7 protein-coding genes are annotated in these 15,906 nt (G+C 43.5%); 2 read left to right on the forward strand and 5 right to left on the reverse strand.

The genetic code is table 11. From position 1 onward, the window contains the following. Nucleotides 1–110 precede the first annotated feature (110 nt). Nucleotides 111–4,649 carry a glutamate synthase large subunit gene (gltB, locus tag MSI_RS05070; protein ID WP_009104371.1) on the reverse strand — a complete coding sequence of 1,513 codons (4,539 nt, stop codon included), beginning with the start codon at nt 4,647–4,649 and terminating at the stop codon, nt 111–113. Between the two features lie 276 nt (nt 4,650–4,925). Here gltB and MSI_RS05075 point away from each other — a divergent pair, with 276 nt between their 5' ends. Further along, on the forward strand, nt 4,926–6,209 hold the full coding sequence (locus MSI_RS05075) for an O-acetylhomoserine aminocarboxypropyltransferase/cysteine synthase family protein (RefSeq protein WP_009104372.1): 1,284 nt from the start codon (nt 4,926–4,928) through the stop codon (nt 6,207–6,209). Nucleotides 6,210–6,292: 83 nt separating this feature from the next. Here the strand turns inward: MSI_RS05075 and asnB are convergent, their stop codons facing one another. The 4 genes from asnB to MSI_RS05095 form a co-directional block, all read right to left on the reverse strand. After that, nucleotides 6,293–8,047, reverse strand: a complete 1,755-nt coding sequence (gene asnB, locus MSI_RS05080; RefSeq protein WP_009104373.1) for an asparagine synthase B — start codon at nt 8,045–8,047, stop codon at nt 6,293–6,295. Nucleotides 8,048–8,338: 291 nt separating this feature from the next. After that, complete coding sequence (locus MSI_RS05085) at nt 8,339–9,736, reverse strand: sodium-dependent transporter (RefSeq protein WP_009104374.1); 1,398 nt, start codon at nt 9,734–9,736, stop codon at nt 8,339–8,341. Between the two features lie 267 nt (nt 9,737–10,003). Further along, nucleotides 10,004–11,701, reverse strand: a complete 1,698-nt coding sequence (locus MSI_RS05090) for an ammonium transporter (RefSeq protein ID WP_009104375.1) — start codon at nt 11,699–11,701, stop codon at nt 10,004–10,006. A 134-nt stretch (nt 11,702–11,835) separates the two neighbouring features. Then, complete coding sequence (locus MSI_RS05095; RefSeq protein WP_009104376.1) at nt 11,836–13,941, reverse strand: glutamine synthetase III; 2,106 nt, start codon at nt 13,939–13,941, stop codon at nt 11,836–11,838. A gap of 362 nt (nt 13,942–14,303) precedes the next feature. Between MSI_RS05095 and MSI_RS05100 the strand changes: the two genes are divergently transcribed. Beyond that, entirely contained in the window at nt 14,304–15,896 is a 1,593-nt protein-coding gene (locus tag MSI_RS05100) for a CTP synthase (RefSeq protein ID WP_039924324.1), read from the forward strand. Nucleotides 15,897–15,906: the final 10 nt, after the last annotated feature.

Consider the following 15,906-nt stretch of genomic DNA (forward strand, 5'->3'; position numbering starts at 1 on the left):
TAGTTCTCCTGTGATGTTTTTAGGAGGGGAAAGCCTTCCCCTGCGCCCGCATTTCATTGCGGGCTACCCCTTCTAGCGGGGGGCGCTTTGCTTACCCCCGCAACGCCCCCTTATGCAGTCGCCTTCTTAAAAGCCGCAAGAACTGCATCATCATGAGCAAGACCTTTAGACTCTTCGCTGGCAATTTCTGTCATAATCTTCAGATAATCGTTAGGGATAATCTTTTTGAAGCAGGTCTTATAATGTTCCCAGTCAGCAAGAATTGCTTTTGCCTTTTCAGAACCTGTTTCTTTTGCATGCTCTTCAATAAGACTGTGAAGACGTTCTTCATCACTTGTTCCGCGCAAAGTAGAAATTTCATCATCAAGGTCGTAGCTCTTTACAAGTTCGTGATTAAGGCGTTTGTAAAGATCGTGCTTTTCATCAAGAATGTAAGCAAGACCACCGCTCATACCGGCACAGAGGTTGCGTCCAGTACGTCCAAGGATTACGGCAGTTCCGCCAGTCATGTATTCCAAACCGTGGTCTCCGCAGCCTTCTGCAACAACTGTTGCCCCGGAATTACGAACGCAAAAGCGCTCACCTGCAACACCGTTGATATAAGCATTACCGCTTGTTGCACCGAACAAGGCAACGTTTCCTACAATAATATTGCTGTCTGCATCGCCGGCAAAATCAGCAGGCTTTGTTACGACAAGCTTTCCGCCGCTCAAACCTTTACCAAAGGCATCGTTGGCATCGCCGGTAAGACGAAGAGTAAGTCCCTTTGGAATGAAGGCACCAAAACTCTGACCTGCCCCACCGCGGCAGTTTACAACGTAAGCATCATCTTCAAGCTTGCCGCTGAACTTCTTCTGGATTTCGCTGCCCAGAATTGTACCGAAAGTTCTGTCCGTTGATTGTATAGCGATAGGATTGCCACACGGATTCGATTTTGCTAACGCAAAATCCTTTTTCTTTTTGTCAGAAACGACGTTAGTCGTTTCCAATCCGTGTGGCAATTTTTCAAAAGCCGGCACAAAAGTTGTAAGGTCAAGTTTCTTTTCCAGTTCAAAATTGAATGTATCGCGGGTCTTTTTCCAGCCTTCATTTTCTCCACCCGCAAGAACGCGGGACAAATCAATAAGACCGGCACGCTTAAAGCCCTGTTTTTCCTTCATCTTAAGAAGGTCTGTTCGTCCGCACATTTCATCAATAGAGCGAACTCCAAGTTTTGCCATATATTCGCGAAGTTCCTGAGCAATGAACTTCATAAAGTTTTCTACGTATTCAGGCTTTCCAGGGAAGCGCTCGCGGAGTTTTTCGTTCTGAGTTGCAACACCAAATGGACAGGTATCAAGATTGCAGACACGCATCATTGCACAGCCCATTGTGATAAGAGGCGCTGTTGCAAAACCAAACTCTTCCGCACCAAGCAGACAGGCAATTGCAACATCACGGCCGCTCATAAGTTTACCGTCTGTTTCAATAATTACACGTCCGCGCAGGCCATTCTGAATCAAAGTCTGATGAGCTTCAGAAAGTCCAAGTTCCCAAGGAAGTCCCGCATGGTGAATAGAACTGATAGGTGCCGCACCAGTACCACCGTCGTGACCGGAAATCAAAATTACCTGAGCACCGGCTTTTGCAACACCGGCAGCAATTGTACCAACCCCTGCTTCACTTACAAGCTTTACAGAAATTCTGGCAGCGCGGTTTGCGTTTTTCAAGTCGTAAATCAGCTGAGCAAGGTCTTCAATAGAATAAATATCGTGATGAGGAGGTGGCGAAATCAAAGATACACCAGGGGTTGCGTAGCGTGTCTTTGCAATCCATGGATAAACTTTTTTTCCAGGAAGATGGCCGCCTTCTCCAGGCTTTGCTCCCTGAGCCATTTTAATCTGAATCTCTCGGGCACTCAAAAGATATTCTTCTGTAACACCAAAGCGGCCGGAAGCAACCTGCTTGATTGCAGAGTTATATTCAGTTCCAAGACGCTCAGGCTTTTCGCCGCCTTCACCAGAGTTAGATTTTCCATGAAGGTGATTCATTGCTGCTGCCATACATTTATGAGCTTCTTCAGAAATAGAACCATAAGACATGGCACCAGTCTTAAAGCGCTGTACGATTGAATCTACGCCTTCTACTTCGTCAATTGAAATGCCCTTTCCGGCCTTTTCAAAATTAAAGTCCAGCATTGCACGCAGAGTGTGAGGACGGGAATTATCATCAACAAGGGCTGTATATTCCTTAAAGCGTGAGTAGTCGCCGTTACGGGTTGCTTCCTGAAGGGCAATAATTGTTTCAGGATTATAAAGATGGTCTTCTGCATTAGGACCGCGGCGGAATTTATGGAAGCCCACAGAATCAAGGTGAGTATTAACTGTAAGTCCCTTGTCGTTCCATGCCTGTTTATGATGATAAAGAATGTCTTCTTTAATTTCTTTAAGACCAATACCACCAACGCGGCTTACTGTATTTGTAAAGTATTTTTCGATTACGTTCTGGGCAATACCAACTGCTTCAAAAATCTGGGCAGACTGATAAGACTGAACGGCAGAAATTCCCATTTTTGCAGCGATTTTTACAATACCGCCGATAATTGCCTTATTGTAATCGTCAATTGCAGTGTGATAATCCTTGTCCAAAAGCTTCTGGTCGATGAGTTCTGCAATTGCTTCATGCGCAAGATAAGGATTGATTGCACGGGCACCGTAGCCCATACACATTGCAGCCTGATGAACATCACGAACTTCACCACTTTCAAGAATGATAGAAATTTTTGTACGTTTTTTAGTACGGATAAGGTACTGTTCAACAGAGCTTACTGCAAGCAAAGAAGGAATTGCTGCATGCTTTTCGTCTACGCCACGGTCACTTAGGATGATGATGTTGTAGCCTTCTGCGTAAGCAGCATCAATCTGCTTAAAGAGGTTTTCCAAAGCAGATTCAAGGGTAAGCTTATCCATATCCATTAAAAGAGAAAGACTTGTAGCACGCAAACCAGGCTGATTTAATGCGGCAATTTTTACAAGGTCGGTTCCTGTCAAAATAGGATTATTGATTTCGAGCACACGGCAGTTAGCGCCTTTTGTATGAAGAAGGTCGCCGTCTGTACCAACGTAAACTGTTGTATCTGTTACGATTTTTTCCCGCAAACTGTCGATTGGAGGGTTTGTAACCTGGGCAAAAAGCTGTTTGAAGTAGCTGTAAAGCGGAGGATGCTTGTCCGAAAGACAGGCAAGCGGAGTATCCACACCCATAGCACCAGTTGGTTCAACACCGTTACGTGCCATTGGAAGAACCATCTCATTAAGGTCTTCGTAGTTCCATGCAAAGGCGCGGTAAAGGCGGTTGCGTTCTTCCTGTGTACTTACAGGGATTTTTTTATTAGGGATTTTAAGGTCAGCAAGGTGAATAAGATTCTGATCCAGCCATTCACCGTAAGGATTTTTTGTAGCGTAAGTTTCCTTAAGCTCTTTATCTGTAATAAGACGTTTCTGAGTTGTATCAACAAGAAGCATGCGGCCTGGCATAAGGCGGGATTTTTCTACAATCTGACTTTCAGGAATATCAAGAACACCGACTTCACTGGAAAGAACCAGCATATTGTCTTTTGTAATAAAATAGCGGCTTGGGCGGAGTCCGTTACGGTCAAGGGTTGCACCAAGAACATCACCGTCGGAATACAAGATTGCTGCAGGACCATCCCAAGGCTCCATCATAGTTGCCCAGTAATGGTAGAAGTCGCGTTTTTCCTGAGTCAGGCTGTCATCGTGCTTCCAAGGCTCCGGGATACAAACCATAACTGCAAGCGGAAGAGGCATTCCGTTCATTACAAAATATTCAAGGCTATTATCCAGCATTGCAGAATCAGAACCGGTTGTATCAACTTCGCCGTCGCGGGCAAGCATTCGGTCTACGTTTCCGCGGATTGTATTAATTTCGCCGTTATGAGCTATAAAGCGGTTTGGATGAGCGCGCTGCCAGCTTGGATTTGTGTTTGTAGAAAAGCGTGAATGAACAAGGGCAAGTGCCGAAAGGTATTCCTCTGACTGCAAATCCTTATAGAAGGTTCTGAGTTCGTGAACAAGGAACATTCCCTTGTAAACAATTGTACGGCTGCTTAAAGAACAGATGTAGGTTTTGTGATTATCTTTTTTTTCAAAAGAAAGGCGTACTTTATATAGAAGTTTATCAAACTCAAGGCCTTTTTCGCATTTTTCAGGGCGGGCAATAAAAGCCTGCCAGATAGAAGGCATGCAGTCGCGGGCTTTATCACCAAGAACTTCAGGATTAACAGGAACCTGACGCCAGCCAAGAAGTTTTAATCCACCCTCTTTTACAGCCTTTTCAAAATCAGCTTTTTCTGATTTACATTCGGCATCATTTCCAGGGAAGAAAATCTGGGCAATACCGTAATCTCGCTCGTTAAGACTGCCGATTAAATCGCCGGCTTCCTTCTTAAAAAAGTCATGGCTTATCTGCAAAAGGATTCCGACACCATCACCAGTTTTTCCGCTGGCATCTTTACCAGCGCGGTGTTCAAGTTTTTCAACAATGCTAAGCGCATTATCAACAATCTTATGCGACTTACTTCCGTCAATATTCACAACAGCCCCAATACCGCAGGCGTCGTGCTCAAAAGATGGTTCATACAGTGTCTTCATTCTTTACCTCAAAAAAAAAGAGGCCGTAGACAATAAGACCAGGGACGAATTTTCCCTGAAAATATTATCTACGACCTCTTTGCCGTAATTTTCTTAAATAATACTGAATTACTTTAGGATAAGTCAAGTAGTGAAAAAAAATAGAAGAAATGCAGTTTTTTTTTAACAAAACCTATTGACCTAGTAGGTTATATCCTGTATAAATAAGACATAAAGTAAATCCTACTAACCTAGTAGGTAGCAAAATAAAAACAAATAACTTCAGGGGGCACAATTATGGCAAATTACAAATTTGAAACATTACAGTTACACGTAGGACAGGAAAGCGCAGACCCGGCAACAGACGCTCGCGCAGTACCAATCTATCAGACAACTTCGTATGTATTCCACAACTCAAAGCACGCTGCAGACCGCTTTGGACTTGCAGATGCCGGAAACATCTACGGACGTCTTACAAACTCAACACAGGATGTTCTTGAAAAGAGAATTGCTGCCCTTGAAGGCGGTTCAGCTGCCCTTGCCCTTGCATCGGGTGCCGCAGCAATCACTTATACAATTGAAGCACTGGCTGCTAACGGCGGCCACATTGTTGCTCAGAAGACAATTTACGGCGGAAGCTATAACCTTCTGGCTCACAATCTTCCACAGTACGGAATTACAACAACTTTTGTTGACGCACATAACCTTAAGGAACTTGAAGGCGCAATCAAAGACAACACACGCGCAATCTACCTTGAAACTTTGGGAAATCCAAACTCAGATATTCCTGATATCGATGCAATTGCAGAAATCGCTCACAAGCACGGTCTTCCAGTTGTAGTTGATAACACTTTCGGAACTCCATATCTTATCCGTCCGTTTGAGCACGGAGCAGATATCGTAGTTCATTCTGCAACAAAATTCATTGGCGGACACGGAACAACTTTGGGCGGTATTATAGTAGAAAGTGGTAAGTTTGACTGGAAAAAGAGCGGAAACTACCCTCAGATTGCAGCTCCTAACCCAAGCTACCACGGCGTAAGCTTTGCAGACGCTGTAGGACCAGCTGCCTTTGTTACTTACATCCGTGCTATTTTGCTCCGCGATACTGGTGCAACAATCAGCCCATTCAATGCCTTCCTTCTTTTGCAGGGTGTTGAAACTTTGAGCCTTCGCCTTGACCGCCATGCAGAAAACACTAAGAAAGTTGTTGAGTTTCTGAGCAAGCATCCGCTTGTAGAAAAGGTAAATCATCCTTCTCTTGCTGATCATCCGGATCACAAACTTTATCAGAAATACTTCCCTAACGGTGGCGCAAGCATTTTCACCTTCAACATCAAGGGTGGCCGCGAAGAAGCCTGGAAGTTCATTGATAACCTCAAGATTTTCAGCCTTCTTGCAAACGTTGCAGATGTAAAATCGCTTGTAATTCACCCGGCTTCTACAACTCACAGTCAGCTGAACGACGCAGAACTTGCTGATCAGGGAATTGCCCAGAACACAATCCGCCTTTCAATCGGTACAGAGCACATTGATGACATCATAGCTGATTTGGAAAACGGATTTGCTGCATTAAAGTAGGATTAAAATCAAATCAAAATTAAAAAAGTAAAATAAAAAGGCGAGCAGGTATTACTGCTCGCCTTTTTTTATATCTTCCTAAATTAATATGCCTTATCGTGCACGCCGGCAATAGCGCGTCCTGACGGCTCATCCATGTTCTTCCATGCGGCATCCCACTCAAGGGCTTTTGCAGTTGAACAGGCAACGCCGGCTTCGTGTGGAACACAGCGGGCAGCAGAATCGCTTGGGAAGAGTCGGCTGTAGATTTCGCGGTAGTAATATTCCTCTTTTGTTTTTGGAGGATTTACCGGGAAGCGGTTTTCGCGGCGGGCAAACTCAGCGTCGCTTACCTTTTCTTCTGTCATCTTTTTAAGGGTATCAATCCAGTTGTAGCCTACACCGTCAGAGAACTGTTCCTTCTGGCGCCATGCAATGTTTTCCGGAAGCATATCTTCAAAGGCTTTGCGAAGGATCCATTTTTCCATGCGCTGTTTGCCGTCTGGAAGTTTAATATTCATCTTGTCGCTTGGGTTGAGTCCCATTGCAATATCAATAAAATCTTTATCAAGGAAAGGAACGCGGCCTTCTACGCCCCAGGCCATAAGAGATTTATTTGCGCGAAGGCAGTCGTAAAGGTGAAGTTTACTCATTTTGCGAACGAGTTCTTCGTGGAATTCCTGAGCATTTGGAGCCTTGTGAAAGTAGAGGTAACCACCAAAGAGCTCGTCACTTCCTTCACCGCTCAAAACCATCTTAATTCCCATAGATTTAATTACGCGGGCAAGAAGATACATTGGAGTTGAAGCACGAACTGTTGTGATGTCGTAAGTTTCGATATGGTAGATTACATCAGGAAGGGCGTCCAATGCCTCCTGAATTGTAAAATGAACTTCGTGATGAACAGTACCAATGTAATCTGCCGCTTTCTGAGCAGCGATCAGGTCTGGAGAACCTTCAAGGCCGACTGCAAATGAGTGGAGCTGTGGCCACCAGGCTGCTTCCTTGCTGTCTGTTTCGATTCGTTTTTTGCTGTATTTCTGGGTGATGGCTGCGATAATAGAAGAATCAAGCCCGCCTGAAAGGAGAACACCGTAAGGAACATCCGACATAAGCTGGGCTTTTACGGCAGCTTCAAGACCGTTGCGAACTTTTTCAATTACGCTCGGGTTGATTACTTCGCCTTTGTCATCGGTTGCTTTTGCTGAATTTTTAACGGCCTCGTAAGTCTCCCAGTCGCGTTTGTACCAGCGGGCAGGCTTCTGCTCTTTTGAGTAGAAATAATGTCCGTTAGGGAATTCTTCGATTGTCTGGCAGTCACCTTCCAAGGCTTTAAGTTCGCTTGCAACATAGTAACGGCCAGCCTTATCCCAGCCCTGATAAAGTGGAATAACGCCAATTTCGTCGCGGGCAATAAGATATACGTCGTGCTCGCTGTCGTAAAGGGCAAAGGCAAAAATGCCGGAAAGCTGCTCAATCATTTCTGCAAAATTTCCGCTCTGGCGGTATTTTTTATACAAAGGAATGATAACTTCGCAGTCAGAACCAGTGCGGAAATTATATTTGCCGGCAAAAGAAGAGCGAATTTCCTTGTGATTGTAAATTTCACCGTTAGCCGCAAGGATGATTTTTTCATCATCACTAACAAGAGGCTGCTTACCCGAAAGCGGGTCAACAATAGAAAGGCGTTCATGACTCAAAATCGCATTATCCCCAGTATAAACCCCGCTCCAGTCCGGTCCACGGTGACGAATACGTTTACTCATCTCCAGAACCTGCGAGCGCAACTCCTCTTTCAAACCTTCCGCAACAGGCTGACCGCCTGAACTTAAATCAAATGCACCTACAAAGCCGCACATACGCAAATAGCAGAAACCGTTAAAAAATCGCTGAACCGCTGTGAAGCGATTTTAGGTTTCTACCTGCAAACGTTCAAAGCGGTGAATAGGAAATCCGTTAAGAAAATTGCGAGCAGTGCGCAGCAATTTTTAGGATTTACCTTGTTACAATTTTTCGGTATCTATTCCTCCTCTGTAAAATAAAAAAGAGGCCGTAGACTTTCCGCCGGGGACAATCCCAGTGTAAAATCTACGACCTCTTTGCCGTTAGTTCTATATTACCGCTTTTATATTCTTATGGCAATATATCCGTTAAAATACTCCCATTCCTGCAAGCAGAATTACAAACAAAAGAACCGGCGCTACAAACTTTATCATAACAATATAAAGTCCCTTGCGGCCAAACTTTTCGCGGTTTCGGGTAATTTCATCAATAAGGAATTTTGGCTTAGTAACCCAGCCGATAAGAATACAGGTAAGTAAACTTGTAATAGGCATAAGGATGATATTGCTGAAGTAATCAAGAATATCAAGAATCTGACCTGTAGAGCCGTTTGGAAGTTTCTGTTCAAAATAGAATACGTTGTAACCAAGACAAACGATTACAGAAACTATGAAGGTTGCGCCTGCCATAACTACAGCTGCACGGCGACGGCTCCAGTTGAATTTATCAATCATACTTGAAGTAATTGCTTCCAGAATAGAAACGGCAGATGTAAGGGCTGCGAACAATACCATTACAAAGAAGATAAGACCAATGAACTCTCCGATATTTCCAAGAGAATTAAAAACCTTTGGCAGAGTGATGAACATAAGTCCAGGTCCTGCAGACATACCCTCTTTTCCAGAGAAAACGTAAACAGCAGGAACAATCATCATACCGGCAAGGATTGCAATTCCTGTATCAAAAATTTCAATGTGATTAACTGCTTTTCCAAGATTTCCGCTCTTTTTCATGTAAGAACCGTAAGCAATCATGATTCCCATAGCGATAGAAAGAGAATAGAAAAGCTGTCCCATAGCAGTAAGACAGACTCTCAAGAATCCCTTGAAGGTAAGGCCTTCAAAATTTGGAATAAAATAAACTGCAGCTCCCTGAAGTCCGGTTCTGGTAACGCCATTATCATCTGTATGAGAAATAAAAAGTGAATAGAAAGCGATGAAAACAACAATTAAAACAAGCACCGGCATGAGAATTTTTGAATAGCGTTCAATACCGCGCTCAACACCTTTGTAAACGATGATAAAAGTAAGGAAGGCAAAAATAACTGTGTAGAAAATAGGCTGCCACTGGGAGGTGATAAAGCCTGTGAAGAAGCCGTTTTCTACTGTAACGCTGCCCTGGAAGGCAAGGTAAGAAAATGCGTACTTAAGAACCCAGCCACCGATTACACAGTAATATGGATAAATAAGGAAAGGAACGATAAAAGAAAAACAGCCTAAAAATCCCCATTTAGGATTAATTTTCTTGTAAGCTGTAAGCGGACTTTCCTGAGTTTTGCGTCCGATTGCAATTTCTGTGATAAGAAGGGCAAAACCAAAGGTTACTGCCAGAATAAGATAAACCAGGAGGAAGAGGCCGCCGCCGTCTTTCGCTGCTAGATAAGGGAAGCGCCAGATGTTTCCAAGTCCTACTGCGCTGCCTGCCGAAGCAAGGACAAAGCCTAAAGAACCTGAGAATGAGTTGCGCTGTTTAAGTTGTGTGTCCATGAAAAAACCTCAAAAATCATTTTTTGTAACTTTATAAGTATAATGATTTTTGAGGTTTGATGATAGTGCTGCTATCAGAACAAAGGAAAAAATATCTAAAATGACGGCTCCCGGTCGCGGTTCATGGTGCAAAACCGCGCAATAATGCGCTACACGCTGATTGTTGCAAAGAAACTATAGTTTTGACCGCTCTCGCGGTCGCAACAATCAGAGTGTTTTTGCACCACGAACCACTCCCTCGCGTCGGCTTTGCCTACATTCTATTACTTAGTCTTGAAGTGCTTCATACCCTTCTTCGCCGGTTCTTACCTTTACTACGTTCTGAACGTCGTAAACGAAGATCTTACCATCACCGATGTGGCCGGTGTAGAGAACTTCCTTAGCGGCTGTAACAACCAGGTCTACAGGAACTTCACTTACCACGATATCAACCTTAATCTTTGGAAGAAGTGTCATTTCAATTGGAACACCGCGGTACTTTTCTGTATTTCCGTGCTGCTGACCACAGCCCATTACGTTTGCAACTGTCATACCAGTTACGTTGATGTCGTTCATTGCATGCTTAAGCTCGTCAAACTTGCTTGGGCGGGTAATGATTGTAACCATGTGGAACTTTGCATCAGGACGGCTTGTTCCCTTTGTAACAGGCACAGCCTTTTCTACAGGCACCTCGGCACTTGCAGCAGCGGCAGCGCTCAATCCGCCTACTCCAGCTTCGCCTTCTGTCATAACCTGAGGAGCCATGATAAAGCCAGCGTAACTTGAAGCAATACCGTGTTCAAGCTTATCAAGACCAATTACTTCTTCTTCGCGGCTTGCGCGAAGTCCGTGGAACTTCTTAATAAGTGTGAATACGATTACCATACAGACTGTTGTCCAGGCAACGATTGCAACTTCACCAAGAGTCTGAACTCCAAGGTGGCTGAATCCGCCGCCATAGAATACACCAGATTCTACGTTGAAAAGACCATCTGCAATTGTACCCCAGATACCGTTTGCAAGGTGAACGCCTACAGCACCAACCGGGTCATCAATATGAAGCTTCATATCAAGGCCTTCAACAACAACTACTACGATAATACCTGCAACAATACCGATGATGCTTGCACCAAGAGCATCTACAGTAGCACAAGGAGCTGTGATTGCAACAAGACCTGCAAGAGAAGCGTTCAAAGTCATAGAAACATCAGGCTTACCGTTTTTGAACCATGTGAAAAGCATTGTTGTAACAGCAGCTACAGCAGGAGCGATTGTTGTTGTTGTAAATACTGCAGCAAGACCACCAACACCAAGAAGCTGAGTACATGCAGCACCGTTGAATCCGTACCATCCGAACCAGAGGATGAATGTTCCGAGAGCACCCAAAGTCAAAGAGTGACCTGGAATAGCGTGAACTTTTGTTACCTTTCCGTCCTTATCATAATCATACTTTCCGATACGAGGACCAAGGAAAATTGCACCAATCAAAGCGGCTGTACCACCAACTGAGTGAATTGCAGCAGAACCTGCAAAGTCTACGAAACCAAGCTGTACAAGCCAGCCCTGAGAGTTCCAAACCCAGCCAGCTTCAATAGGATATACAATAGCACTGATGATTGCAGAATAAATACAGTAAGCGCTAAATTTTGTTCTTTCTGCCATTGCGCCCGAAACAATTGTTGCGGCTGTAGCGCAGAATACAAGGTTGAATACAAATGCCGACCAGTCAAGTTCAGCAAAGTTTGTAAAGAGCTGCAAATGAGGTTTTCCAATAAAACCAAACAGATAATTTTCACTCATCATCAGACCAAAACCAAGAAGCATAAACATTGGAGTACCGATACAAAAATCCATAAGGTTTTTCATAATGATATTTCCAGCGTTTTTTGCACGTGTAAATCCAGTTTCAACCATCGCAAAGCCACACTGCATAAAGAATACCAGTGCCGCACCAATCAGGAACCAAACGCCCCAAACTTCAGACATAATCAAATCTCCTTATCAAATGATGTTAATATAAAAACGCCGCAGCCAATAACTCCTCAGCGGGAGTTACTTTCTGCGGCGCCATTGCCATTTTTTACTTTTTATTTATAACTTTTTTCTACTATATTTCAGCGTTAGCGAACGCTGTAAAGCAAATCACCGTAGCTTGGGAATGGCCAGAGCTCTTTTGGTGTAATTACTTCAAGTTCATCTGCAACCGCACGAAGTTCGCCCATAGCGGCAAAAACTTTTTCGCGGAAGAAGAGAGCTGTTTTTCCAGAATCGCCCTTGTCTGCAACTTCTTTTGCTTCTGAAACAGCGGCTTCAAGAGTTCCTGTTTTTGCAAAAATTGAAGTGGTAAGTGCAGAAACTTTTTTCAGCATTTCTGATTCGTAGCTTGCATCACATTCTGAGCAAACTGATTTTTTCAAGCCGATTGTTTCAGCAAGTTTGTTTGCATATTTGCTGGCAGCTGGAAGAATATTCTTCTTTGCCATTTCAAGCATTGTTTCAGCTTCAATATTGATGATTTTTGAGTAGTTTTCGTTGTGAATCTCGTAGCGGCTTGTAAGCTCAACCTTTGAGTAAACTCCGAACTTTTCAAAAACCTTAACGTTCTTTTCATCAAGAATGTGTGGCAAAGCTTCTGGTGTAGATTTAAGGTTGTAAAGTCCGCGTTTTTCAGCTTCCTTAACCCAAGAATCATCGTAACCGTTTCCGTTGAAGATAATTCTTTTGTGTTCTTTAATTGTCTTCAAAATCAAAGCATGAAGATCAGCCTTGAAATCCTTTGATTTTTCAAGCAGGTCTGCAAACTGAGAAAGTTCTTCTGCAACAACAGTGTTGAGGAATACGTTTGCGCAGGCTATTGATTCGTTTGAACCAAGCATACGGAACTCAAATTTGTTTCCTGTGAAGGCAAATGGAGATGTACGGTTACGGTCTGTTGCATCCTTGTTGAATTCAGGAAGAACTGTAACGCCAATCTTCATCTTTTCTTTTTCATGTTTTCCGTATGGAACGCCCTTTTCGATGCTGTCAAGAATTGCAGAAAGTTCGTCACCAAGGAAGATAGAAATAATTGCTGGAGGCGCCTCGTTAGCTCCAAGACGATGATCGTTTCCGGCAGAAGCAACAGAAATACGGAGCAAATCCTGGTATTCATCAACAGCCTTGATGATTGCACAAAGGAACAAAAGGAACTGAGCATTCTGATCCGGAGTAGCACCAGGATCAAGCAGGTTCTTTCCTGTGTTTGTAGAAATTGACCAGTTGTTATGTTTACCGCTTCCGTTTACGCCGGCAAATGGCTTTTCGTGAAGAAGACAAACCATTCCGTGGCGGCTTGCAACCTTGCGCATCATCTCCATCATAAGCTGGTTATGGTCGCAGGCGATATTTGTTGTTGTGAAGATTGGAGCAAGTTCATGCTGAGCAGGAGCAACTTCGTTGTGTTCAGTTTTAGCAAGAATTCCAAGCTTCCAAAGTTCCTTGTTCAAATCCTTCATGAATTCCTGAACGCGAGGCTTAATCATACCAAAGTAGTGATCTTCAAGTTCCTGACCTTTTGGAGCCTTTGCACCAAAAAGTGTACGGCCAGTGTAAATAAGGTCTTCGCGCTTGTCGTAAACAGATTTGTCTACAAGGAAGTATTCCTGTTCAGGACCTACTGTTGTTTTTACGCTTGTAACAGCTTCGTTTCCTTCGAACAATTTCAAAACGCGAACAGCCTGCTTGCTGATTGCCTGCATAGAACGAAGAAGCGGTGTCTTTTTATCCAGAGCTTCACCTGTATAAGAACAGAAAGCTGTAGGAATACAGAGAGTACCGTCTTTAATGAAAGCAAATGATGTAGGGTCCCAGGCAGTGTAACCGCGGGCTTCGAAAGTTGCACGAATTCCTCCGCTTGGGAAAGAAGAAGCATCAGGTTCTCCCTGAACAAGTTCTTTTCCGCTGAATTCCATAATAACTTTTCCGCCGTCAATTGGGCTGATAAAGCTGTCGTGCTTTTCTGCAGTGATTCCTGTAAGTGGCTGGAACCAGTGTGTAAAATGAGTAGCACCTTTTTCCAGAGCCCAGTCTTTCATTGCGTTAGCAACAACTGTAGCAACTGAAGGATCAAGCTTTTCGCCGCCCTCAATTGTTTTCATCAACTGTTTATAGGTTTCTTTTGGAAGCCTAGCTTTCATAACCGTTTCGTTAAAAACGTTTTCACCAAAGATTTTAGTTACTTCGTCCATACTTTTTATGTACCCCCTGTGTAAGGGCGCCGGTCAGAGCGCCCGGTGTTTTATAGCAAAGCGTTAAGAAAAATTGCGATGCAGCAATTTTTTAGCTTTACATATAAAAAAAACAAAAAAGGCCGCAGAAATATCCTTTCTGCGGCCTCATTGCCAATCAACAATTGCATTTATAGCGATATGATTTTTTTTTGTCAACAGTATTTGTAATTTTTTTTAGTTTTCTTAAATTTTATTGACAGTCCCCCGCCAAAAGCATTATAAATATTAATGAAAAAAGAAGAGCAAAGGCGCTCATTCGATTTAACGGCAGACTGTCGCTAAGTGGAATGAGCGCCTTTTATTTTGGAGAAAATACTATTATGAGTAAATTTATTTTTGTAACTGGTGGAGTTGTATCGGGGCTTGGAAAAGGAATTACAGCTGCGTCACTTGGACGCCTTTTAAAATGCCGTGGACTAAAAATTGCATCACAGAAGCTGGATCCATATATGAACGTTGACCCGGGTACCATGAGCCCTTTCCAGCACGGAGAAGTTTTTGTTACCGATGACGGAGCAGAAACTGACCTTGACCTTGGTCACTACGAACGCTTTATTGACGAAAACCTTACAAAATATTCAAATCTGACAAGCGGCCGTGTTTACTGGAATGTTTTGAATAAAGAGCGCCAGGGAGAATATCTTGGACAGACAGTTCAGATTATTCCCCACGTAACTAACGAAATCAAAGACTTTATCTTGAAAAATGCCGAAGTAAGCAAGGCTGATGTAAGCATTGTAGAAATCGGTGGTACAATCGGTGATATTGAAAGCCAGCCTTTCTTAGAAGCAATCCGTCAGCTGGCACTTGAAGTAGGAAGACGAAACTGTCTTTTTATTCACGTCTGCCTTGTTCCTTACATCAGCGGTTCGGACGAATATAAATCTAAGCCTACCCAGCATTCGGTAAAGGAGCTTATGGCAGTTGGAATTCATCCGGATATTATTGTTGCCCGCTGCGATAAAGAAATCCCTCTTGATATCCGCAAAAAGATTTCTCTTTTCTGTAACGTAGGAGAAGACTGCGTTATCAACAACACAACCTGCCGCAGCCTTTATGAAGTTCCTCTTATGCTTCACGCCCAGAACATGGATGATGTTGTTTGCCGAGATCTTGGAATTGAAGATACCCGCAAAGATTACCCTGCCCTTGCTGACTGGTCAAAAATGGTTGATACAATTCATGCCCGCCAGGGAGAGATTCAGATTGCCCTGGTCGGAAAATACGTAAAGCTTCACGACTCTTATCTGAGTATCATTGAATCTTTGAACCACGCTTCTTTTGTTGTAGGTAAAAACGTAAAAATCAAATGGGTAGATTCAGACAGCGTAACTGATGAAACTGCCGCTGACATTTTCTCTGACTGCCAGGGAATCATTCTTCCGGGCGGATTTGGTCACCGGGGAATTGAAGGAATGATCTGTGCCTGCCGCTATGCCAGAACTAATAAAGTTCCTTATTTTGGAATCTGTCTTGGAATGCAGATTGCAGTAATTGAGTTTGCCCGTTCAGTTCTTGGCTACAAGGATGCCAATTCCCGTGAATTTGATGAATTATGCGAACACACAGTAATTGACCTTATGAAAGATCAGGAAGGAGTTATCAAGGGCGGAACAATGCGTCTTGGCTCTTATCCATGCAGCGTAAAGGCGGGCACAAGACTGGAAAAAGCTTACGGCAGTTCTAATATTGCAGAACGCCACCGCCACCGCTATGAATTTAACAATGATTTCAGAGCAGAAATGGAAAATGCAGGTCTTGTAATAAGCGGAACTTCTCCTGACAATACCCTTGTAGAAGCTGTTGAACTTGAAGACCACTTCCACCTTGGCGTTCAGTTCCATCCGGAATTTAAGAGCCGTCCTAACAATGCAGGCCCTCTCTTTGTTGAATTCTTAAAGGCATGCTTATAAAATAGAGTTG

The sequence above is a fragment of the Treponema sp. JC4 genome (assembly GCF_000260795.1).
Lineage (GTDB): Bacteria > Spirochaetota > Spirochaetia > Treponematales > Treponemataceae > Treponema_D.

Bases quoted from the DNA above. Each gene is read 5' to 3' on its own strand.
- gltB (WP_009104371.1), bottom strand. From the start codon at position 4,649: ATGAAGACACTGTATGAACCATCTTTTGAGCACGACGCCTGCGGTATT.
- MSI_RS05075 (WP_009104372.1), top strand. From the start codon at position 4,926: ATGGCAAATTACAAATTTGAAACATTACAGTTACACGTAGGACAGGAA.
- asnB (WP_009104373.1), bottom strand. From the start codon at position 8,047: ATGTGCGGCTTTGTAGGTGCATTTGATTTAAGTTCAGGCGGTCAGCCT.
- MSI_RS05085 (WP_009104374.1), bottom strand. From the start codon at position 9,736: ATGGACACACAACTTAAACAGCGCAACTCATTCTCAGGTTCTTTAGGC.
- MSI_RS05090 (WP_009104375.1), bottom strand. From the start codon at position 11,701: ATGTCTGAAGTTTGGGGCGTTTGGTTCCTGATTGGTGCGGCACTGGTA.
- MSI_RS05095 (WP_009104376.1), bottom strand. From the start codon at position 13,941: ATGGACGAAGTAACTAAAATCTTTGGTGAAAACGTTTTTAACGAAACG.
- MSI_RS05100 (WP_039924324.1), top strand. From the start codon at position 14,304: ATGAGTAAATTTATTTTTGTAACTGGTGGAGTTGTATCGGGGCTTGGA.